19 protein-coding genes are annotated in these 19,747 nt (G+C 71.0%); 16 read left to right on the forward strand and 3 right to left on the reverse strand.

The genetic code is table 11. The features are described from left to right. Nucleotides 1-47: 47 nt before the first annotated feature. The 4 genes from Pmi06nite_RS18635 to Pmi06nite_RS18650 all read left to right on the forward strand — a co-directional run bounded on the left by Pmi06nite_RS18635 (nucleotide 48) and on the right by Pmi06nite_RS18650 (nucleotide 7,061). Complete coding sequence (locus Pmi06nite_RS18635; RefSeq protein WP_203954308.1) at nucleotides 48-2,339, forward strand: glycosyl hydrolase family 95 catalytic domain-containing protein; 2,292 nt, start codon at nucleotides 48-50, stop codon at nucleotides 2,337-2,339. Next, a complete protein-coding gene (locus Pmi06nite_RS18640; RefSeq protein WP_203954309.1) occupies nucleotides 2,339-3,523 on the forward strand; it encodes an SGNH/GDSL hydrolase family protein in 1,185 nt (394 codons plus the stop codon). The genes Pmi06nite_RS18635 and Pmi06nite_RS18640 overlap by 1 nt, the downstream gene beginning before the upstream one ends. An 80-nt stretch (nucleotides 3,524-3,603) precedes the next feature. After that, on the forward strand, nucleotides 3,604-6,093 hold the full coding sequence (locus Pmi06nite_RS18645; RefSeq protein WP_203954310.1) for a glycosyl hydrolase family 95 catalytic domain-containing protein: 2,490 nt from the start codon (nucleotides 3,604-3,606) through the stop codon (nucleotides 6,091-6,093). Continuing rightward, nucleotides 6,090-7,061 (forward strand): acetylxylan esterase, encoded by a 972-nt coding sequence (locus Pmi06nite_RS18650; RefSeq protein WP_203954311.1) that lies wholly within the window; start codon nucleotides 6,090-6,092, stop codon nucleotides 7,059-7,061. The genes Pmi06nite_RS18645 and Pmi06nite_RS18650 overlap by 4 nt, the downstream gene beginning before the upstream one ends. A gap of 49 nt (nucleotides 7,062-7,110) precedes the next feature. Here the strand turns inward: Pmi06nite_RS18650 and Pmi06nite_RS18655 are convergent, their stop codons facing one another. Continuing rightward, entirely contained in the window at nucleotides 7,111-7,956 is an 846-nt protein-coding gene (locus tag Pmi06nite_RS18655; RefSeq protein ID WP_203954312.1) for a GNAT family N-acetyltransferase, read from the reverse strand. 199 nt (nucleotides 7,957-8,155) lie between these two features. On the opposite strand from Pmi06nite_RS18655, the gene Pmi06nite_RS18660 reads away from it, so the two are divergent. Then, nucleotides 8,156-8,743: a phosphatase PAP2 family protein gene (locus Pmi06nite_RS18660; RefSeq protein WP_203954313.1), complete on the forward strand. Its 588-nt coding sequence runs from the start codon at nucleotides 8,156-8,158 to the stop codon at nucleotides 8,741-8,743. Here the strand turns inward: Pmi06nite_RS18660 and Pmi06nite_RS18665 are convergent. Beyond that, complete coding sequence (locus Pmi06nite_RS18665) at nucleotides 8,700-9,608, reverse strand: helix-turn-helix transcriptional regulator (RefSeq protein WP_203954314.1); 909 nt, start codon at nucleotides 9,606-9,608, stop codon at nucleotides 8,700-8,702. The genes Pmi06nite_RS18660 and Pmi06nite_RS18665 overlap by 44 nt on opposite strands. 134 nt (nucleotides 9,609-9,742) lie before the next feature. Between Pmi06nite_RS18665 and Pmi06nite_RS18670 the strand changes: the two genes are divergently transcribed. The 11 genes from Pmi06nite_RS18670 (at nucleotide 9,743) to Pmi06nite_RS18720 (ending at nucleotide 19,000) form a co-directional block, all read left to right on the forward strand. Then, nucleotides 9,743-10,444, forward strand: coding sequence for an SDR family NAD(P)-dependent oxidoreductase (locus tag Pmi06nite_RS18670; protein WP_203954315.1), 702 nt, complete (start codon nucleotides 9,743-9,745; stop codon nucleotides 10,442-10,444). A gap of 104 nt (nucleotides 10,445-10,548) precedes the next feature. Continuing rightward, nucleotides 10,549-10,956 carry a GntR family transcriptional regulator gene (locus Pmi06nite_RS18675; RefSeq protein WP_203954316.1) on the forward strand — a complete coding sequence of 136 codons (408 nt, stop codon included), beginning with the start codon at nucleotides 10,549-10,551 and terminating at the stop codon, nucleotides 10,954-10,956. Further along, nucleotides 10,953-11,837 carry an ABC transporter ATP-binding protein gene (locus Pmi06nite_RS18680; RefSeq protein WP_203954317.1) on the forward strand — a complete coding sequence of 295 codons (885 nt, stop codon included), beginning with the start codon at nucleotides 10,953-10,955 and terminating at the stop codon, nucleotides 11,835-11,837. The genes Pmi06nite_RS18675 and Pmi06nite_RS18680 overlap by 4 nt, the downstream gene beginning before the upstream one ends. After that, on the forward strand, nucleotides 11,834-12,808 hold the full coding sequence (locus Pmi06nite_RS18685; RefSeq protein WP_203954318.1) for an ABC-2 membrane transporter-related protein: 975 nt from the start codon (nucleotides 11,834-11,836) through the stop codon (nucleotides 12,806-12,808). The genes Pmi06nite_RS18680 and Pmi06nite_RS18685 overlap by 4 nt, the downstream gene beginning before the upstream one ends. A gap of 128 nt (nucleotides 12,809-12,936) precedes the next feature. Next, a complete protein-coding gene (locus Pmi06nite_RS18690; protein WP_203954319.1) occupies nucleotides 12,937-13,527 on the forward strand; it encodes a hypothetical protein in 591 nt (196 codons plus the stop codon). Between the two features lie 4 nt (nucleotides 13,528-13,531). Then, nucleotides 13,532-15,400, forward strand: coding sequence for a sensor histidine kinase (locus Pmi06nite_RS18695; protein ID WP_203954320.1), 1,869 nt, complete (start codon nucleotides 13,532-13,534; stop codon nucleotides 15,398-15,400). After that, nucleotides 15,397-16,017, forward strand: a complete 621-nt coding sequence (locus tag Pmi06nite_RS18700; protein WP_203954321.1) for a response regulator transcription factor — start codon at nucleotides 15,397-15,399, stop codon at nucleotides 16,015-16,017. Before Pmi06nite_RS18695 ends, Pmi06nite_RS18700 begins: the two co-directional genes overlap by 4 nt. A gap of 175 nt (nucleotides 16,018-16,192) precedes the next feature. Further along, nucleotides 16,193-16,693 (forward strand): methylated-DNA--[protein]-cysteine S-methyltransferase, encoded by a 501-nt coding sequence (locus tag Pmi06nite_RS18705; protein ID WP_203954322.1) that lies wholly within the window; start codon nucleotides 16,193-16,195, stop codon nucleotides 16,691-16,693. 48 nt (nucleotides 16,694-16,741) lie between these two features. Beyond that, nucleotides 16,742-17,236, forward strand: a complete 495-nt coding sequence (locus Pmi06nite_RS18710; protein ID WP_203954323.1) for an RNA polymerase sigma factor — start codon at nucleotides 16,742-16,744, stop codon at nucleotides 17,234-17,236. After that, entirely contained in the window at nucleotides 17,233-17,853 is a 621-nt protein-coding gene (locus tag Pmi06nite_RS18715) for a methylated-DNA--[protein]-cysteine S-methyltransferase (protein ID WP_203954324.1), read from the forward strand. The genes Pmi06nite_RS18710 and Pmi06nite_RS18715 overlap by 4 nt, the downstream gene beginning before the upstream one ends. A gap of 148 nt (nucleotides 17,854-18,001) precedes the next feature. After that, nucleotides 18,002-19,000 (forward strand): LLM class oxidoreductase, encoded by a 999-nt coding sequence (locus Pmi06nite_RS18720; RefSeq protein ID WP_203954325.1) that lies wholly within the window; start codon nucleotides 18,002-18,004, stop codon nucleotides 18,998-19,000. Here Pmi06nite_RS18720 and Pmi06nite_RS18725 read toward each other — a convergent pair. Next, nucleotides 18,997-19,707 carry a class I SAM-dependent methyltransferase gene (locus tag Pmi06nite_RS18725; RefSeq protein ID WP_203954326.1) on the reverse strand — a complete coding sequence of 237 codons (711 nt, stop codon included), beginning with the start codon at nucleotides 19,705-19,707 and terminating at the stop codon, nucleotides 18,997-18,999. The genes Pmi06nite_RS18720 and Pmi06nite_RS18725 overlap by 4 nt on opposite strands. Nucleotides 19,708-19,747: the final 40 nt, after the last annotated feature.

A 19,747-nucleotide genomic window follows, 5' to 3' on the forward strand; every position in this document is an offset into this window, starting at 1 on the left:
CGATCCCGCCGGGCCGCGTCTGCCGGACCCCCAGTTGGAGCATCGAAGTGGATATCCGGAACACCGAGTCGCCCCTGCTCACGGTGGACGAGGCCGCCAAGCACCAGCTCTGGTGGCGGGCGCCCGGCTCCGCCACCTCCATGATCGAGCAGGGACTGCCCATCGGGAACGGGCGCCTCGGGGCGCTCGTGAGCAACGATCCCGCCCGCGAACTCCTGATGATCACTGATGCCACCCTGTGGACCGGGGGTCTCAACGACACGCCGCAGAGCGACGGCCAGCTCCCCTACGGCCGGGACGACTTCGGCTCCCTGACCATGCTGGCCACGCTCGCCGTCGACATCCCCGGTCACGACCTCGGCGGCGTCGGCGACTACCGCCGCACCCTCGACCTGGCCCAGGGTCTGGTCACCGCCGTGTACGACCTCGACGGTGTCACCTACCGGCGGCAGATCTTCGCCAGCCGCCCCGACGACGCCCTCGTTCTGCACTTCTCCCAGCAGGGCCACGGCGCGTACACCGGCACGGTCTCCCTGACGGGCGCCCACGGCGAGTCCACCACCGTCGACGGCGCGGGCCGTTCCTCGTCGTTCGGCGCCTCCCTCGCCAACGGCCTGCGGTACGGCGCCGCGGTCACCGCGTACAGCGGCACCGGCGAGATCGCGGTCGACGGCACGTCGATCTCCTTCACCGACTGCCGGGATCTCACCGTCGTCGTCACCGGTGGCACCGATTACGCCCCAGACTCGACCACCGGGTTCCGCGACCCGTCCGTGGATCCCGAGCGCCTGGCCCGGACAAGGGCCGGGGCGCTGACCCAGAAGTCCGCCCACGATCTGTTGCGCAGCCACGTCGCCGACTTCCGGCCGGTGTTCGAGCAGTTCGGCATCGACCTCGGAACTTCGTCCGTCACGCAACGCGAACTGGACACCTGGGAACGGACGCAGGCGCGCCACCGGGACGACGTCCCCGACCCGGAACTCGAGGCCGCATACCTGCAGTTCGGTCGTTATCTGATGATCTCCGGATCGCGGGGCGGCCTGCCGATGGGCCTGCAGGGTCCGTGGCTGGACGACAACGACCCGGACTGGATGGGCGACTACCACACCGACATCAACATCCAGATGAACTACTGGCCGGCCGACCGTGGCGGGCTGTCCGACTGCTTCGACGCCTTCGCGGACTACTGCGTCGCGCAGCTGCCGTGCTGGACGGATGTCACCCGGCGGCTGTTCAACGACCCGGCCAGCAGGTTCCGCAACTCCAGCGGCAGGATCGCCGGTTGGGCCGTCGGCTTCTCCACCAACCCCTTCGGCGGAAGCGGCTGGTGGTGGCATCCGGCCGGCAACGCGTGGCTCTGCCAGAACCTGTTCGAGCACTACGAGTACACCCTGGACCACGCCTATCTGGCGAAGGTCTACCCGGTCATCAAGGGCGCCGTGGAGTTCTGGGAGACCCGCCTCGTCAGCGCGACCGTCACCGACGCGTCCGGTGCCGAGCGCGAGGTCCTGATCGCCGACGGTGACTGGTCGCCCGAACACGGCCCGCAGGACGCCATGGGCAACACCTACGCCCAGGAACTGGTGTGGGCCCTGTTCACGAACTACCGCACCGCCACCCAGGTGCTCGGACGGGACGCCGGCTACGCCGACGCCATCGACGATCTCCGCGGCCGACTGTATCTGCCGGTGGTCAGCCCCACGACCGGCCGGCTGGAGGAGTGGATGTCGCCCGACGACCTCGGTGAGGCCGGCCACCGGCACCTCTCCCCGCTGATCGGTCTGTTCCCCGGCGACCGGATCCGCCCGGACGGCTCCACTTCGAAGGACGTCGTCGCCGGAGCGACCGTGCTGCTCACCGCGCGAGGAATGGACAGCTACGGCTGGGCCAACGCGTGGCGAAGCCTGTGCTGGGCCCGGCTGAAGAACGCGGAGAAGGCGTACCGGCTTCTCGTCACCAACCTGAAGCCGTCGACGAACGGCGGCAACGGCACCGCGATGAACCTCTTCGACATCTACGAGACCGACCCGGGCCGCGGCATCTTCCAGATCGACGCGAACCTCGGCACCTTCGCCGCGGTCGTCGAGATGCTGGTCTACTCCCGGCCCGGCCACGTCGAACTGCTGCCCGCGCTGCCCGCCGCCTGGGCGGCCTCCGGTTCGGTGTCCGGCGTGGGCGTCCGCGGGGGCTTCGTCGCCGACCTCACGTGGAAGGACGGCGAGGTCACCCAGGCGACGCTGAAGAGCGTCGGCGGCCGCAGCACCACCGTCCTCGCCGGCGGCGCCTCGCGGCGGATCGACCTCGAGCCCGGTGAGTCCGTCACGCTGAGGAGCCTCTGATGGGGGCGGGCCCGGTGCACCTCACTCGACAGCGGGCGCGGTCGGCGACCACGGTGGAACGGACCAGGCATTCCGTGGTGACCTGGGGCGCCAGTGCCGAGCGGCAGGACGCCGGGCCGGCCGACCGCGGCTACCGGATGATCGTGCGCACCAGCGTCGGCGGCACGGACATGCGCATCCGGGTGTCCAACGCCTTCGGCGAGCACCCGGTGACCTTCGCGAGCGCGTACGCGGGGCTGCGGAAGCAGGGCGCGGAGCTGGTTCGCGACACCAATCGCCGGCTGGCTTTCGGCGGGGCCGCGTCCGTCACCGTCCCGGCGGGTGAGACCGTGCTCAGCGATCCGCTGCCCGGGGAGCTGGCCGCCCAGAGCGATCTGGTCATCAGCCTGTATGTGACGGGCGCCCAGGGACCGACGACCGGTCACGGCATGGCCATGCAGACCTCCTACGCGGCCGCGGGCGACCACACCGCCGAGGAGGGCGCGGCCAACTGGACCGACCCGATCGGCTCCTGGCACTGGCTGGACGCCATCAGTGTGGAGACGTCCACGGCGATCAGCTCGGTGGTGACCCTCGGCGACTCCATCACCGACGGATGGGCGTCGACCGCGGACCGGAACCGCCGCTGGCCCGACCATCTCTCCCGGCGGCTCCAGGCCGCGTCCGGCATCACGGTGAAAGGAGTAGCGAACGAGGGCATCTCGGGCAACAAGGTGCTCGCGGACGGCGCCGGCCAGGCCGCGCTGAACAGACTGCAGCGTGACGTGCTCTCCCAGCCCGGCGTCAGCACGGTGTTCCTGCTCGAAGGCATCAACGACATCAAGGCCCACACCGGCGTCACGGTGGACGACATGATCGCCGGCTATCGGCAGATCATCGATCGGGCCCATGCGGCGGGCAAGTGGGTCGTCGGCGCGACCGTGCTGCCGTACCAGGGCTGGTACGAGTACGACGCCGCCGGCGAGGCCGTGCGCCAGAGCGTCAACGAATGGATCCGGACCGGCGGCGAGTTCGACGCCGTGAGCGATCTCGACAAGGTCATGCGCGATCCATGCGACCAGCACCGGATGCTGCCGTCGTTCGACAGCGGCGATCATCTCCACCCGAACGACACGGGCATGCGGGCGATGGCCGACGCCGTCGACCTGTCCGCTCTGCGGTGCGGCCCGCTGAACGTCCGGTAGACGACCCGTCAGAGGCCCGGGACCGCACCGCCGTTCCGAGCTCCCGCATCATCGACTCCATCGGATTCACGGGGCATCAAATGAAAAAGGAACAGATGGCCGGCGACGATCTCGTGCTCGCCTGGCCGCGGCCGGCGTCGAGCTGGTTCGAGGCGGCGCCCGTCGGCAATGGACGGCTCGGCGCGATGGTGTTCGGCGGCGTCCGCGGAAGCCGGCTCCAGATCAACGACTCCACGGTCTGGTCGGGACGGCCGAAGGGCCCGGCCGACGCCCTCGCCCGGGTCCTCGCCTCCGGCGCCGGCCCGGAACGGCTCGCCGAGGTACGGCAGGCCGTCCGCGACGAGGACCATCGGCGCGCCGAGAAGCTGCTCATGTCCTTCGAGGGCGACTACAGCCAGGAGTACCTGCCCTTCGTCGACCTCTGGATGACCCTGGAGACCGGCGACCCGGCCGGTGACTCACCGGGCGACTCGACGGGCGACTCACCCGGCGCTGAGGCCGCCTACCTGGGGCGCACGCTGAACCTCGACGACGGCGTGGTCAGCGAGACGCTCGAGGTCGGTGGACGCTCCGTACGCCGGCGGACCTGGGCGAGCCGGCCGGCGCGGGCCGTCTGCGTCGAGGTGACCGTCGAGGGCGGGACCGCGGACATGCGGCTTGAGATGTCCTCCCCGCTGCGTGGGGTCCACGAGGCGGCCGGCGTATCAGGGCTCACGCTCGGCGTCGAGGTCCCCGTCGACGGGGCACCGCTGCACGAGCCGGACGTCGCCGAGCCCCTCCGATACGCGGCCGCGCCGGACGACGGTTACGACCCCTTCGCCGCGGCGGCCGTCCGGATCGGCACCGACGGCGAGGCCTCCGCCACCGACGGGGTCTGGTCGGTCCGCGGCATGTCGCGGGCGCTGATCGTCCTGACCAGCTCGACCAGTGCCGCCGACTACTGGGCGAATCGCGCGGACGTGGTCCGTTCGGCGTCCAGGGAGGAGCATCTGGCCCGTGCCGTACGCGACGCCGAGGCCGCGGTCGCGGCGGGTGCCGCGGAGCTGCTGCGGGCGCACCGGCAGGACCTGCGTGCCCTGCTGAGTGCGGCCGGGCTCACGATCGGAACCAGGCGGACGGGCACGTTCGACGTCGAGAAGGAGATCCTCGGCGGCACGGACGAGGGCCTGGTCGCCACGGTGATGTTCCAGCTGGGCAGATATCTGCTCGCGTCGGCGTCCCGCCCCGCGGCCGGGCCGCCGGCCAACCTGCAGGGCCTGTGGAACGCCGAACTGCGTCCCGCCTGGTCGTCGAACTACACCATCAACATCAACACCCAGATGAACTACTGGGGGGCGGAGAGCGCGGGTCTGCCCGAGTGCCACGAGCCGCTGTTCGACCTGATCGAACGGCTCTCGCAGACCGGAGGCCGGGTCAGCGGGGAGCTGTACGGCGCGCGCGGCTGGGTCGCCCATCACAACACCGACATGTGGGGCTGGGCCCTGCCCGTGGGCATGGGACACGGGAACCCCTCGTGGGCGATCTGGATGATGGGCGGCGTCTGGCTGGCCCACCACCTCTGGGAACACTTCGAGTTCGGCCAGGACCTGGAGTTCCTCCGCGAGCGGGGCTGGCCGCTGCTTCGCGGCTGCGCCGAGTTCTGCCTGGACTGGCTGGTCGACGGCCCGGACGGGTGGCTGGACACCATCCCCTCCACCTCGCCGGAGAACCTGTTCGTCTCCCGACAGTCGACCCCGGAATCGCTCTCGTACTCCGCCGCCATGGACATGGCGCTGATCCGTGCCCTGTTCTCCGACTGCCTCGCGGCGGCCGAGGCCCTGGGCCTCGACGACCCGATCTCCGGCCGGATCCGTACGGCGATGCCGCGCCTGCGCCCTCCGCGGATCGCCCCCGACGGGCGGCTGCGCGAATGGGCCGAGGACCTTCCGGAACAGGACCCGCATCACCGGCACCTGTCGTTCCTCGCCGGGGTCTACCCCCTGGGCCAGATCGACCCCGTCGAGACGCCGGACCTCGCGGCGGCGGCCGTACGGTCGCTGGACGCCCGCGGTCCCGGCGCCATGGGATGGTCCTGGGCCTGGAAGATCGCGCTGCGCGCGCGGCTGGGTGACGCCCGGACGGCACGGGACCTGTTCCTGGAGGCGACCCGCCCGTACAGCGACGACCCGTCGGTGAACGTCCCCGCCGACGGCTCGCTCTGGGGCGGGCTGCTGCCCAACCTGTTCAGCACCCATCCCCCGTTCCAGATCGACGGCAACTACGGGATCACGGCGGCGCTGCTGGAGATGGTGGTGCAGAGCCACGGCGGGGTCATCCGGATCCTGCCCGCCGTCCCGGCCGCCTGGGCGGACGGGGCCGCGTGGGGCGTCCGGTGCCGGGGCGGGTGGACCGTCGACCTCGAATGGCGGCGGGGCGAGCTCACCTCGCTGACGGTTCGCAACTCCCTCCCCGGAACCCGTACGGCACGCGTCGGCCATGACGGCACGACGGCGGAGTTGACCCTCGCCGGGGGCGAACAGGTCCGGCTCGGGACGTCGCTGGACATTCGTGAGAGGACACCGCGCCGATGACCACGGACCCGGACCAGGCCGGCCTCTGGGCGTACCGCAGCGCCTACGAGACGCCCGCGGACTTCGACGCGTTCTGGCGCGACACCCTCGACTCCGCGGCGGCCCATCCCCTCGATCTGCGGCTGACCCCCGTCGGCACGCGACTGCGGACCGTCGACGTGTTCGACGTGACCTTCAACGGATTCGGCGGTCACCCGGTCAGGGGATGGTTGCGCGTCCCCCGGCATCGCAGCGGTCCGCTGCCGGCCGTCGTACAGTTCCACGGCTACGCGAGCGGTCGCGGCCACCCCCTGGACGACCTGCTGTGGCCCAGCGCCGGCTACGCGCACCTGCTGATGGACACCCGGGGCCAGGGCGGCGCGTGGGCGGGCGGGGACACCCCTGATCCGGTCGGCGCGGGCCCGTCGTACCCGGGCTTCATGACACGCGGCGTCACCGCCAAGGAGACGTACTTCTACCGGCGCGTGTTCACCGACGCCGTCCGGGCGGTCGAGGCCGTACGCGCCGTCGACATAGTCGATCCGGCGAGGGTCGGGGTCGTCGGCGCGAGCCAGGGCGGCGGCATCGCGCTGGCCGTGGCGGGGCTGGTGCCGGATCTGCGCGCGGTTCATCTCCAGGCGCCGCTGCTGTGCGACATCCGGCGGGCGATCCGGTCGACCACCGATGGCCCATACCTCGAAATTTCGGGATATCTGGCTACACACCGCGGCTTGGTGGAGAAGGTCTTCGAGACCCTGGCGTACTTCGACGGGATCGCGTTCGCGCAGCGGGCCACGGCGCCCGCCTGGTTCTCCACCGGCCTGATGGACCAGGTGTGCCCGCCGTCGACCGCCTTCGCGGCCTACCACGCCTACGCCGGGAGGAAGGAGATACGGACGTGGGAGTACAACGGGCACGAGGCGGGCGGGTCGCTGGATCTGGAGATCGCCCTGGACGCCTTCCACGCGTCACTGTCCGCAGCGCCGTGACAAGAGGCACGAGGAGACGGTGCGCCCGCTAGGGAGTGTCGGACACGACCTAACCCAGTTCGATGCTGGTGACGGCGAACATCCCGAACAGGTCCACATCCGGCACCCGGCCGGTGTACATGCGGGCGGCTTCGAAGGCCGACCGCAGTCCGAGTTCCTCCATCAAGTGCACGGACGGCTTGTTGATGTCGGGGACGTCGATGGCGACCGGCGATCCCGGCACGGTGGCCGACAGCGCGTTCATCAGCGCGAGGGCGACGTCCGGGGAACTGGCGTAGAGCGGACCGATCCGCGAGGCGCCGCTGGCGGCCCGCATGACGGCGAAACCGTGCAGCCGGCCGTCGCGTACGGCCGCGAGAGCCGTACGGTCGGGCAGGTTGACCCACGAGGCGAGGAACGCGTCCCGGGGCGCGGGGAAGAACCGGCGGTCATAGGCGGCGAGTTGGCCGAACGGGACCGTCCGGATGTCGATCAGCCTGATGTCGCCTGGCGCCTCGGCGCCCGACGGCACGCCTTCGTAGCGGAGGTTGTTCCAGGCACGCCGGAAGCCTGACTTCTGGTAGTTGTCCTGTTGCTCGACCACCCCGTCGAGCCCGATGTTGCGGCCGGCGAGATGCTCCATCCCCGCCCGCCAGACCTGGATTCCGTAACCCTTCCCGCGGACCCAGGGGCGGGTGATGTAGAAGCCGATGAAGCCGAAATCGGCTCCGTACCGGATGGCGGAGATCGACGCCACGGCCTCACCGTCGAGCCTCCCGAAGAAGAAGCCCCGCGGATCGGCGGAGAAGAAGGTCTGCCCGTCCGATCTCCCCGGGTTCCATCCCTCGTCGTCGGCCCATTCGCCGAGGCGCTCGATGTCCTTCACACTCGCGGTGGAGATGCTGTAATTCGACATCGCCCATCCTTCCGAATAAGGATATTTCCGCCCTGCTCGCGTTCAGATCGTCAGGCAGGCAAGGGCCCGCCGCGCCGCCGGCACTGACCACGGACATCCGCGGCGCCCTTTCTGACACGCTATGCCGGAATCAGGCCTGCTACCTGGTCGCGTCACTCCCACGTTCCGCCGTCGGGGCGCCCCGGTAGGGTCCGTGCGTGTGAGTGGAAAGGCCAAGGGTGCCGGGGCGGCCGTCACGGCGGCGATCACACTGGGACTGGGATCGTGGGTCGCGGGCGATCGGCAGCCCAACGCCCTCGACGGAGGACTCCAGCGATGGATCGACGGGGTGTTCGCCCACGAGGGAGCGCTGCTGCGCCTGTTCGTCCTGCCGACGGAGCCCTACATCCTGCTCACCCTGATCGCGCTGATGACGCTCGTCTGCGCGGCGCAGCGGCGGTGGGAGGGCGTGATCCTCTGCCTGGCCGGAACCGCGCTCCCGGTGGCGCTCAACACCTGGGTGCTCAAGCCGCTGTTCGACCGTCCGCTCAAGGACTATCTCGCCTATCCGAGCGGCCACACCGTCAGCCTCGTCGCCACGCTCACCGTGCTCGTCGTGCTGGCCAGGCCGGGGGCCGCGCGAGCCGTGGCCGCCGCCGTCGCCGTCGTCGTCACGGTCATGGCGGGGATCGGGCTCGTCGGCAGCGGCTTCCACTATCCGGTCGACGTGATCGGGGGCGCGTGCTTCGCGATCGCCGCGGTGCTCACGGCGTCGATCGTCCTGGGCCGGCGTCGCGGGGGCCGCTGATCGTCGCCGGGTGATCGCCGTTACCGTCCGCGACCGCCGCGTCGCGTTCGTCGGTGACCACGATGGATCCGAGCAGGGCGAGAGCCTGGGCTGAGTCCGTCCCGGGTTCGGCATGGTAGATGACAAGCTGCTGTCCGTCGGTTCCGGCGACGTCGAGCTTCTCTCTGCGCAGGTGCAGCTCGCCGACCTTCGGGTGCAGCATGTGACTCGTGCCGTCCCTGCGATGGCCGACGTCGGCGCGGGCCCACAGGGTTCGGAAACGGTCGCTGCGGATCGACAGCTCACCGACCAGTGCCGCCAGACGTGGATCTTCGGGGTCGGTGCCGGTCACCGCGCGCAGACCGCCGACCACGCCGGCGGTCGCCCGTTCCCAGTCCAGGTGCAGTTCGCGGTCACCCGGGTCCAGGAAGACCTGCCGCAGCAGGTTGCGGCCGGGTGCGAAGTTCGGCGACAGCGCACGGGCGAGCGGGTTGGCCGCCAGCACGTCGAAGTATCTGCCGGTCACGTAGGCGGGCATCGGGAGCTGGCCGATGAGCTGCGCGATCCCGGCAGGGACCCGTTCGGCACGCGGGCGCGGCGAGCGGCGGACCCGGGGCCTGGCCAGCTCGTGGAGGTGGGCGGTGGCGGGCGCGTCGAGCTGCAGCGCCTTGGCCAGCGCGTCGAGTATCTGGGCGGACGGATGCTGATCACGCCCCTGCTCCAGGCGCAGGTAGTAGTCGGAGCTGATGCCGGCCAGCATCGCCAGCTCCTCACGGCGGAGGCCGGGCACCCGCCTCCGCTCGCCCGCGATCAACCCGACATCCTCGGGGCGAACCAGATCGCGCCGTGCGCGCAGGTAGGCGCCGAGGGCATTGGTCGTGTCCACGGCTCGAGGCTAGCCGCCTTCGTCCTGGCGTGACTGTCCCTGTCACTCCCAGGATGACCGGGACGTACCCGTCCCGCCCGGCGCCGGTCGAGAGTCGAGATCGAAACCCACGATCGAAGCAGAAGAGATTCCTCATGACCATCACGCTCATCACCGGCGGCAACAAGGGCCTCGGCCGTGAATCCGCCCGCCGCCTCATCGCGCTCGGCCACACCGTCTACCTCGGCGCCCGGGATGCGCGGCGCGGCCAGGCGGCGGCCGACGACCTCGGTGCGCGTTTCCTGCTCATCGATGTCACCGACGACGCCTCCGTCGCCACGGCCGCGGCGACGCTCACCGGCAGGGAGGGCCGGCTCGACGTCCTGGTCAACAACGCCGGGATCTTCGAAGGCATGGTGAAGCCCGAAGACGTCTCGATCGACACGCTGCGCTCCATCCACGACGTGAACGTCTTCGGCGTCGTGCGCGTGACGCAGGCGTTCCTGCCCCTGCTGCGCGCGTCCGAGTCGCCCGTGATCGTCAACGTCGGTTCCACCCTCGGTTCGTTCGGGGCGGTCACCGATCCCGAGCGTCCGGAGAGTGCGTACGCCGTTCCCGTCTACGCCACGTCCAAGGCGGCGGTGAACATGCTCACCGTCCAGTACGCCAAGGGCCTGCCGGATCTGCGTGTCAACTCCGTCGAGCCCGGCCTCACCGCGACCGACCTCCACGGCCTGAGCGGGCACGGGATCCAGACGGTCGAGCAGGGCGCCGAGGCGATCGTCCAGGCCGCGACCATCGGCCCGGACGGGCCCACCGGCACCTTCTTCGATCGCGCGGGCAGCCTGCCCTGGTGAAGCCGGGGCCCGCGGGTCGCCACCCCCTTGACAGCAGGCGTTCCCGGCCGCATGGTTGCCCTATTGTCCTATTGTCATAAGACAATAGAGAGGAAGGCTCCGGTGTGATCGAGTTTCTGCTTGACGGCCACTCTCAGGTGGCGCCGTACATGCAGCTCGTCCAGCAGGTCAAACAGGGCTTGCGGACCGGGCTGATCGAGCCGGGCGACCAACTGCCCAAAGTGCGCAGCGTGGCCGAGTCGCTGGCGATCAACCCCAACACCGTGCTGAAGGCCTACCGCCATCTGGAGGCGGAGGGTCTGGTGGAGGGGCGGCCGGGGGTCGGCACGTTCGTCCGGCGCACCCTGGCGGGCCCCTCACTCGCCGGTCAGGCCGAGTTGCGCCGCGAACTGGTCGGCTGGCTGCGCAGGGCCCGTACGGCGGGGCTGGAACAGGAGGACGTGGTCGCACTGATCCAGACCACGATGCGCGCCACCTTTCAGGACGACGAGAAAAGGGAGGAAATAGCGTGAACCTGGCCCTGGAGGCACACAGCCTCGGCAAGCGGTACAAGCGCAACTGGGCGCTGCGGGACTGCTCGTTGCAGGTGCCCGCCGGACGGGTCGCCGCGCTCGTCGGCCCGAACGGCGCGGGCAAGTCCACCCTGCTGAACCTCGCCGTCGGCCTGCTGCGCCCGACCGAGGGCACGCTGCACGTGCTGGGGCGGCGCCCGGACGGCGACCGCGACCTGCTGGACCGCGTCGGCTTCGTGGCCCAGGACACCCCGCTCTACCCGGACTTCACCGTGAGCGAGCTGATCACCATGGGCGCGCGGCTCAACCGGCGCTGGGACACCCCGCTGGCCCGGGACCGGATGGAGCAGATCGGCATCCCCCTGGACCGCCGGGTCGAGGGGCTGTCCGGGGGTCAGCGCGCCCAGGTCGCGCTGACCCTGGCACTGGCCAAACGACCCGAACTGCTCCTGCTCGACGAGCCGGTCGCCAGCCTGGATCCGCTGGCCCGCCGCGAGTTCATGCAGGTGCTGATGGGCAGCGTCGCCGACGGCGACACCACCGTGCTGCTGTCCTCCCACCTGCTCGGCGACCTGGAGCGGGTCTGCGACTACCTGATCGTGCTCCAGACCGCCCACGTGCAGTTGCTCGGCGGCGTGGACGAACTCGTGAACGAGCACAAGGCGCTGACCGGTCCCCGCCGGCAGCGGGCGGACGTCGCCGGTGTGGCGGCCGTGATCCGGGAGAGCCACACCGACAAGCAGACCACCCTGCTGGTCCGGACGAACGGGCCGATCCTCGACCCCGCCTGGACCGTGCACGACGTCACCCTGGAAGACCTCGTCCTGGCCTATCTCGCCTACCCGGCTCCCGGCCGGGCCGTGTTAGGAGTCGCGAAATGATGTGGCTGGCCTGGCGGCAGCACCGCAAGCAGGCGCTGTTCGCCGCAGTGGGGCTCGCGGTGCTCGCGGCCCTGGTGATCCCGACCGGGATCTCCATGCGCAACGCGTTCACCGACAGCGGGCTCGCCGCCTGCCTGCGCGGCCTGGGCACGACGGAGTTCCTCCGCGGCGACGGCTGTGACTCGCTGTCCGACATGTTCAGCGGCCGGTACGAGACTCTGGCCACGCTCAGCATGCTGTTCGTCTTCCTTCCGCTGCTCGTGGGGCTGTTCTGGGGCGCCCCACTGGTCGCCCGGGAACTGGAGCACGGCACCCACCGGCTGGTCTGGACCCAGGGCGTGAGCCGGATGCACTGGGCGGGGGTCAAACTCGGTCTCGTCCTCGCCGTGACGGTGGTCGCCGCCGCCGGCTACGCGCTGATGGTGTCGTGGTGGCTCGGGCCGCTGAACCAGGCGGGGCAGAGCCGGATGGCCGAGCTCAGCTTCGACGTCCAGGGCATCGCGCCTGTGGCGTACACGCTGTTCGCGGTGGCGCTCGGCGTCTTCGCCGGGACTGTCTGGCGGCGGGTAATGCCGGCCATGGCCGCGGCGCTCGTCGGTTTCCTGGCTCTCCGACTGGTCGTGCTCGTGCAACTGCGGGGGAACTTCCTGCCCGCTCACGAGCGCACCTTCCCGGTGATCGGCCAGGAACGGCCCAATCCCACGCTCGGCGACTGGACCTTCTCCACCGGGATCAAGAACGCCGCCGGCGAGGTGATGTCGACCGGCGAGCAGATCCAGTGCGGACCCGCCGTGGCCGGCCGCCCGGACACGATCTGCGCGCCGTACGGCCCCGGCGCCTACAACTTCGAGCTCTATCAGCCGGCCGGCAACTACTGGCCACTGCAGTTCATCGAGGCCGGCCTGTTCACCGCCGTGGCCGCGGTCCTGCTCTTCCTGGCGGTCCGGCAGATCCGCAGCCGCATCGCCTAGGGACTGTCCGCCGAATGCCGCTCGTCGCGGGCCGAGGGAAGCTCCCGGGTCATCAGGGAATTCCGCCCGATGCCTCCCGGGAAGGGCCGCGCGCAACATCGGAGCCAACCGAACCAGGAAGGCGAACGATGCGAAATCTCACCAACCGGCTGGCCGGCGTCCCTCTGCAGGCCGTCGGTGCGGCGCTCCTGCTGGGTGCCGCACTGATGGCGGCGCAGTACGCGATCGTCGACCACGTCCACTCGGCCGGCCTGCCGGAGCCGGAGCAGTGGATAGGCCGGGTCACCGTCCAGTGGTACTGGGTGCTCTTCCCCTTCGCCTTCATCGCGTTGTGGGCGCGCAGGAGGGACCGCGAGCGCCGTCTCGGCCGCGTCGGAGCGGTGATGCAGACGTCCGCGCCGCTCGCGCACATCGTGGTGACCGTGGCCGCGATCGTCTGGGGCGGCGTGCTGGGCAAGGGCGACCTGCCGGACGCCTTCATGATGATCGAAATGCTAACGTACGTCTTCTATCTGGGCGTATTGGTCAGCGGCGTGGCCTTCCTGCTCGACAAGGGCGCACGCTGGTGGGGTGCCGCCGTGATCGGAGGGCTCGTGCTGGGCTTCGTCGTGCAGTACACCGACGCCGTGATCCTGGGCGTGTTCGGCGTCGCCCTGATCGTGCAGGGCCTGCGGCGTACGGCCCCGCTGGACGTGCCCGAGACCAGCGGCGCCCGCTGATCCCGTGAAAAGGGCGGCCCAGGTCGTGGCGGCGGTGGTCCTCGTGCTCACCGCCGTCGGCACCGTTCTCGTGCTCCGGGCGACCGGGACGGGCTGGGCGATCGCCCAGAACACCTCGCAGGCCGTCGTGCACACGGTGGCGGGAGTCGCGCTGATCCGATCCCGGGGGGGCGACCGGATCGGCCTGGTCCTGCTGTCCATGGGCACGGCCGTGGGCCTGCAGGTGCTTCTGTGGGGATACGCCGCCGGCCACTGGCCCGGGTGGGAGGCCGCTGAGTGGGTGACCGGATGGATCTGGGCGTTCTCCGTGGTGCCGCTGTTCACCGTGCTGCCCGCGCTGTTCCCCGACGGCCGTCCGGTCACCCCCCGGTGGTGGCCGGTGGTCTGGGCGGCCGTGGCGGCCACGGTGCTGGTCGCCGTCTTCGACACGACAGACCTCGTCAGCCTGGTGGTCGTCGTCGTCGCGCTGCTCAGCGTCGCGTCCCTGGTCGTCCGGTGGGTCAGATCGGGCCCGGCACCCCGGCGGCAGATCATGTTCCTGCTGTACGCCGCCGGCTACGCGGTCCTTGTCGAGGCCACCGTCGATCTGCTGCCCCACCATGTCCTCCAGACGGCGTTCCTGCTCATCCCGATCGCGCCGACGGTCGCGATCGCGATCGCGATCCTCAGATACCGGCTCTACGGCATCGACCTCGTCATCCGGCGCACGTTCGTCTACCTGGCCGTCACCGGCCTGGCCTTCTCCGGCTACCTCGTCGCGGTGGCGGTGCTCGGAACGGCTCTTAGCCAGGTCGTCCCTCCACAGGTGGCGCTGCTCGCCGCTGCAGTCGTCGCGGCCGTGATCGAGTCGGGGCGCCGCCTGTTCCAGCGCAGGATGAGCGCCCTGCTGTACGGCTACCGCGATCGCCCACTCGACGCGTTGGCGGAGCTGCGGAGGGAGTTGGCCGGGGCGGCGACGGTGGGCGAGATCGCGGGACGGTCCGCGTCTTTGGTGGCAGCCGCTCTGCGCAGCCCCGGCGTCACGATCACACTGCTCACCGACGGCCTGCCGGAGGAGATCGCCCGAGCCGGCGAGCCGGGACCCGACCCGATCAGCATGCCGCTGGTCGCACAGGACGAGCGCCTCGGCGCCCTGATGATCGGTCCCCGGGCCAGGCGGGAGCCGTACGACGAGAGGGACCGGCGGCTCATCGCCGAGCTCGGCCACCACATCGCGGCCGCCCTCGCGGCCGCGCGCCTGTCCGCCGAGCTCGACCGAGCACGGGAGCTGACGATCCATTCGACGGCCGAGGAGCGGCGTCGGCTTCGGCAGGACCTGCACGACGGGCTCGGCCCTCTGCTGTCGGGGGCCGGACTGGGTCTCGACGGGGTCCGCCGGGGGTTCGAGCAGGGAAGCAGGGAGGGGCGCGACTTGCAGATCATCAGCGACCAGGTACGGCTGGCCGCGCGCGAGGTGCGCCGAATCATCGATGCCATGCGGCCCGGCCCGGTCGCCGACCTCGGTCTGGTGACGGCCGTGCGTGAGCACGTCCAGCGTTGCGCGGCGCTCGACATCGGCTGCTCACTGACCGTCTCGGGGATCGTCGACCCGCCGCCCGCCGTGGCCGAGGCCGCCTATCTCGTCATCCTCGAGGCGGTCACCAACACGCTCCGCCATGCCGACGCGCGAACCTGCACCGTACGGCTCGAGCAGTCCGGCGGGTCGCTGACGGTCGAGGTGCACGATGACGGCCTCGGCATCGGCCCCGGCTACATCGCAGGCGTCGGGATCTCGTCCATGCGCAGGCGAGTGGCCTCGATCGGAGGCCGTTTCGCGATCACGACGGACCAGGGGACCACTGTCACCGCCGTCTTCCCGCTGGAGTCGCGATGAGGGTCGTGGTGGCCGACGACCACCCGGTGTTCCGCATGGGCCTGTGCCGGCTGCTCGAAAGCGTGCCGGAGGCGGAGGTCGTCGGAGAGGCCTGGGACACCACGTCCGCCGTCGAGACGGTCGCCGAGACCCGGCCCGACGTCGTCGTGATGGACCTCCACATGCCGGGCGGCGGTGGAGTGGAGGCCACGGAGCAGATCCGGCGGCGCACCCCGGACGTCCGCGTGCTCGTCCTGACCATGCACTCCGACGCCACACTGGTCAGGAAGGCGTTGCGGGCCGGCGCCCGGGGCTACGTCCTCAAGGACGCGTCGTCCGAGGAGATCCTGCGCGCTCTCGCGGCGGTCCACGCCGACCAGGCGATCCTCGACGCCTCAGTCGCCGATCGCGTGTTCGCCGAGACGGCGGCCCCAGGGCCGTTCCCCCAGCTCACCGACAGGGAGTTGAGTATCCTCGAGCGGATGGCGACCGGCCTCGACAACGAAGCGATCGCACTGCGGCTGGGCATCAGCGTCAAGACCGTGCAGAACCACGTGTCCAACGTGCTCCTCAAGCTGGGTGCCCGGCACCGAGGCGAGGCGATCGCCCGCGCCCGCGACGCCGGGATCGGCGGCTGATCGCACGAACCTCACGTCATTGCCTCACGTCATCGCCTCTCGCCGTCAGCCGGCGGTACGCGGGCGTCGTCCGGCCACTCACGCTCCGCGGTCTCACGTTCCGCGGCCGCCGGACGTCTTCAAGGTGAGAGGGCCGCGACCGAGTGGCTCCCGGCTCGAGGAAGGGCGAGGCACCATGGCCAGGACTCATACCGTCATCGCGTCACCCGTGGGCGACCTGCTCGCGGTCGCCGAGGACGGCGTGCTCTGCGGGCTGTACTTCGAGAAGCATCTCCGCGGCCCCGAGCCGGAGGAGTGGGGCACCCGCGGCGACGCCGACTTCACCGAGGTCCGCCGCCAACTGGGCGAATACTTCGCCGGAGAGCGGACCGGCTTCGACCTTCCCCTGGCGCCCCGGGGGAACGAGTTCCAGCAGCGGGTGTGGCACCTGCTGACACAGATCCCCTTCGGCGAGACCCGCTCGTACGGTGACCTGGCGCGCCAGTTGGGCGACGTGTCGCTGGCACAGGCGGTCGGCTCCGCGAACGCCCGCAACCCCATATCCGTGATCGTTCCGTGCCACCGGGTGGTGGGCGCGGACGGCGGCCTCACCGGGTACGCCGGAGGGCTGGAGCGCAAGCGGTTCCTGCTCGACCTGGAGGAGCCGGCCGCGCGGAAGGCGGCGAGGCTGTTCTGAGCCGCGGTCTCACGTTCCGGAGGGCCCGGACGTCTACAAGAGGTGACCATGCGACGACCTTTCGAGCAGATCGTGGCCGAATACGGGCCCATGGTGCTGCGCGTGTGCCGGGCCGTCCTCGGACCTCAGGACGCGGAGGACGCCTGGTCCGAGACGTTCGTCTCGGCCCTGAAGGCCTATCCGGATCTGCCGCCTGACGCGAACGTCGAAGCGTGGCTGGTGACGATCGCCCATCGGAAATCCGTCGACGTCACCCGCGCCGCCGCCCGCAGGCCCACTCCGGTGGAGACGCTGCCGGAGCGTCCCGGCGTCACCGGCCGGCCGGAGGACTGGGACGGCGACCTGTGGCGGGCACTCAAGGCCCTGCCCGCGCGGCAGCGCCAGGCGGTGGCCTACCACTACCTGGCCGGCCTGCCGTACAAGGAGATCGCCGCCCTGTGCGGCGGGAGCACGGATGCCGCGCGCAGGGCGGCGGCCGACGGAATCAAGACCCTGCGCGGCACCTATCCCAGACTCACCGACCAGAGCGGAGTGACTCGATGACGACCGCATCCGACCCGCAGGCCGGGCGCCTGTTCGCGGCGCTCCCCACCCAGGACCCACCCGCGATGGCCCGGCTGCACGAACGCCTCGTGGATCAGGCACAGCGCGAGGGCGTGCTCGACGTCGCCTACCGCACGCTGGACACGCCCGTCGGAAGGCTCCTGCTGGCCTCGACCGTCCAGGGCCTGGTGAAGGTCGCCTTCGCCGTCCAGGACCACGACGCCGTGCTGCGGCGCCTCGCCGACGACGTCAGCCCCCGCATCCTGGAGGCCCCGGCCCGTCTGGACGAGGCGAGCCGGCAGTTGGAGGAGTACTTCGCCGGGCGGCGGACCCGGTTCGACCTTCCGCTGGACTGGCGGCTGTCGAAGGGATTCCGGCGCGAGGTGCTGACGCACCTCCGCGAGATCGGCTACGGCCATACCGAGAGCTACGCCGAGGTCGCCGCCGCCGCGGGCAGCCCCCGGGCGGTCCGCGCGGTGGGCACCGCCTGTGCCACCAACCCGCTTCCCCTCGTCGTGCCCTGCCACCGGGTGGTGCGCTCCGACGGCAGCGCCGGAGGCTACGCCGGCGGCCCCGACGCCAAGCTCAGGCTGCTGGCCATGGAGAGGGCGGCCTGACGACCACTCGATCGACATAAAGGCTGTATTTCCTGCTATAAAAGTAGACATTCGCAGCAAGCCTCCTGCCGACGGTCGGCGTTCTCGTTACCCGCAGGCGGATCCACCGCGATCACCTCGGCCACGCCATCCGTCCCCAGGAGAGGGCATGAACCTGCATCTCGCCGCGGCCTTGGACGGCGCCGGCGGGCACCCGGCCGCGTGGCGCGCCCAGGGCGCCCGCCCCGATCTGCCGCTCACCGCCGGATACTGGGCCGGCCTGGTGAAGGAGGCCGAGCAGGGTCTGCTCGACTTCGTCACCTTCGAGGGCGGACTCGAGCCGGGAGGGCCCGGCCGGTCAGACGGGCCCGGCCGGGTGCACGGCCGGCTGGACGCCTCGCTCATCGCGGCCCGGGTCGCACCGCTGACCTCGAGGATCGGACTGATCCCCGTCACCGATGCGATCTCCGCCGAGCACGTCGCCCTCGAGATCGCCACGCTGGACCGCATCAGCCGCGGGCGTGCGGGATGGCACCCCAAGGTTTCCCTGCTGCCCGGCGAGGCGGCCGCCGTCGTGGACCACGTGCGCCGGCTGTGGGACGGGCCCCCGAACGGGCATCCGCCGGTGACCGCGCCGGCCTACGACGTCGAACCGTACGAGTTCGCCGCGCGTGCCTGCGACGTCGTCTACGTGACCCCGCGGGACTGGCTGGACACCACCGTGATCGTGGACCAGGTGCGGGCCGCGGAGAAGGCCGCCGGCCGTACGGGACCCCGGTTGAAGGTCTTCGCCGACCTCGTGGTCTTCCTCGACCGCCATCCCGGCGTCGCCGCGGGCAGGAAGGCGCGACTGGACGACCTCGACGGCGCGGAGTTCACCTCGGAAGCCCTCGTGTACACCGGCACTCCCACGGGCCTCGTCGGCCTGATCCTGGACTGGCGCTCGGCGGGCCTGGACGGCTTTCGCCTGCGCCCCGGCGTGCTCCCCCACGACCTGTCCGCGATCACGCGGGGCCTCGTCCCCGAACTGCGCGCCAGGGGCGTCTTCCGTCACAGGTACGCCGCCGCGAGCCTACGCGGCCGCCTCGGCCTGCCCTGTCCGGACGGTCACGACGGCGATCCCCCGCGACCGTCGCGTCCGTACCGCCGACGCTGGACGATGCCCTAGCCGGCGGCGTGGAACTCGGCCCGCCAGCGTCGCGTCGGGGGGTCCTCGTCGTCGTAGAAGTCGGCGATCCCGGCCGGGTCGAGCCCGTGGCCCGCGAAGGACTCGATCTCGTCCCGGGTGAGCGGCCACGGCATCGCCCCGGTGGGCTCGCCGTCGAGCCTGGCCCTGGCGATCACCAGGAGTGTGCCGCCCGGCGCCACGAGCGAGGAGACCCGCGCGATGGCGCGCTCGCGGGCTTCTCCCGTCAGCACCTGCAGGGTGTAGATCTCGACGACGAGGTCGAACCCGGCCCGCCACTCGTCCGGCGTCGCCAGCAGGTCGGCCGCGACGTAGTGGACCGGCGAGCCGGGGAAGCGGCCGCGCGCACCCTCGATCGCGCTCGGCGCGACGTCGAAGGCGGTCACCTCGAAGCCCATCCCGGCGAGGTACTCGGCGTCGTCGCCGAGGCCGCATCCGACGACCAGGGCCGTACGGCCGGCACCGGAGAGGGCGCGGGACTCGGCCCAGGTCACGAGGTGGGGGTTGGGCTCGCGGTCCGCCCAGGGCACCACGGTCTCACCCCGGTCGGCCGCGGCGTACAACGGTTCGAACCAGCCGGTGGGGTCGCCTCGCTCCACGTACTGCGCGGCCAGCCGCCGGGCGTACGCACGCGTGTCGTTGGTGGGAGAGGTCATCTCGATCGTCGCCTTCCATGTCCGCTTATGCACCCCATGATCCCATATAGCCCACATATCAAGACGATATGTA

The organism is Planotetraspora mira, assembly GCF_016863275.1.
GTDB lineage: Bacteria > Actinomycetota > Actinomycetes > Streptosporangiales > Streptosporangiaceae > Planotetraspora > Planotetraspora mira.

Bases quoted from the DNA above. Each gene is read 5' to 3' on its own strand.
- Pmi06nite_RS18720 (WP_203954325.1), top strand. From the start codon at position 18,002: ATGAACCTGCATCTCGCCGCGGCCTTGGACGGCGCCGGCGGGCACCCG.
- Pmi06nite_RS18645 (WP_203954310.1), top strand. From the start codon at position 3,604: ATGAAAAAGGAACAGATGGCCGGCGACGATCTCGTGCTCGCCTGGCCG.
- Pmi06nite_RS18650 (WP_203954311.1), top strand. From the start codon at position 6,090: ATGACCACGGACCCGGACCAGGCCGGCCTCTGGGCGTACCGCAGCGCC.
- Pmi06nite_RS18640 (WP_203954309.1), top strand. From the start codon at position 2,339: ATGGGGGCGGGCCCGGTGCACCTCACTCGACAGCGGGCGCGGTCGGCG.
- Pmi06nite_RS18700 (WP_203954321.1), top strand. From the start codon at position 15,397: ATGAGGGTCGTGGTGGCCGACGACCACCCGGTGTTCCGCATGGGCCTG.
- Pmi06nite_RS18670 (WP_203954315.1), top strand. From the start codon at position 9,743: ATGACCATCACGCTCATCACCGGCGGCAACAAGGGCCTCGGCCGTGAA.
- Pmi06nite_RS18690 (WP_203954319.1), top strand. From the start codon at position 12,937: ATGCGAAATCTCACCAACCGGCTGGCCGGCGTCCCTCTGCAGGCCGTC.
- Pmi06nite_RS18705 (WP_203954322.1), top strand. From the start codon at position 16,193: ATGGCCAGGACTCATACCGTCATCGCGTCACCCGTGGGCGACCTGCTC.
- Pmi06nite_RS18710 (WP_203954323.1), top strand. From the start codon at position 16,742: ATGCGACGACCTTTCGAGCAGATCGTGGCCGAATACGGGCCCATGGTG.
- Pmi06nite_RS18655 (WP_203954312.1), bottom strand. From the start codon at position 7,956: ATGTCGAATTACAGCATCTCCACCGCGAGTGTGAAGGACATCGAGCGC.
- Pmi06nite_RS18685 (WP_203954318.1), top strand. From the start codon at position 11,834: ATGATGTGGCTGGCCTGGCGGCAGCACCGCAAGCAGGCGCTGTTCGCC.
- Pmi06nite_RS18715 (WP_203954324.1), top strand. From the start codon at position 17,233: ATGACGACCGCATCCGACCCGCAGGCCGGGCGCCTGTTCGCGGCGCTC.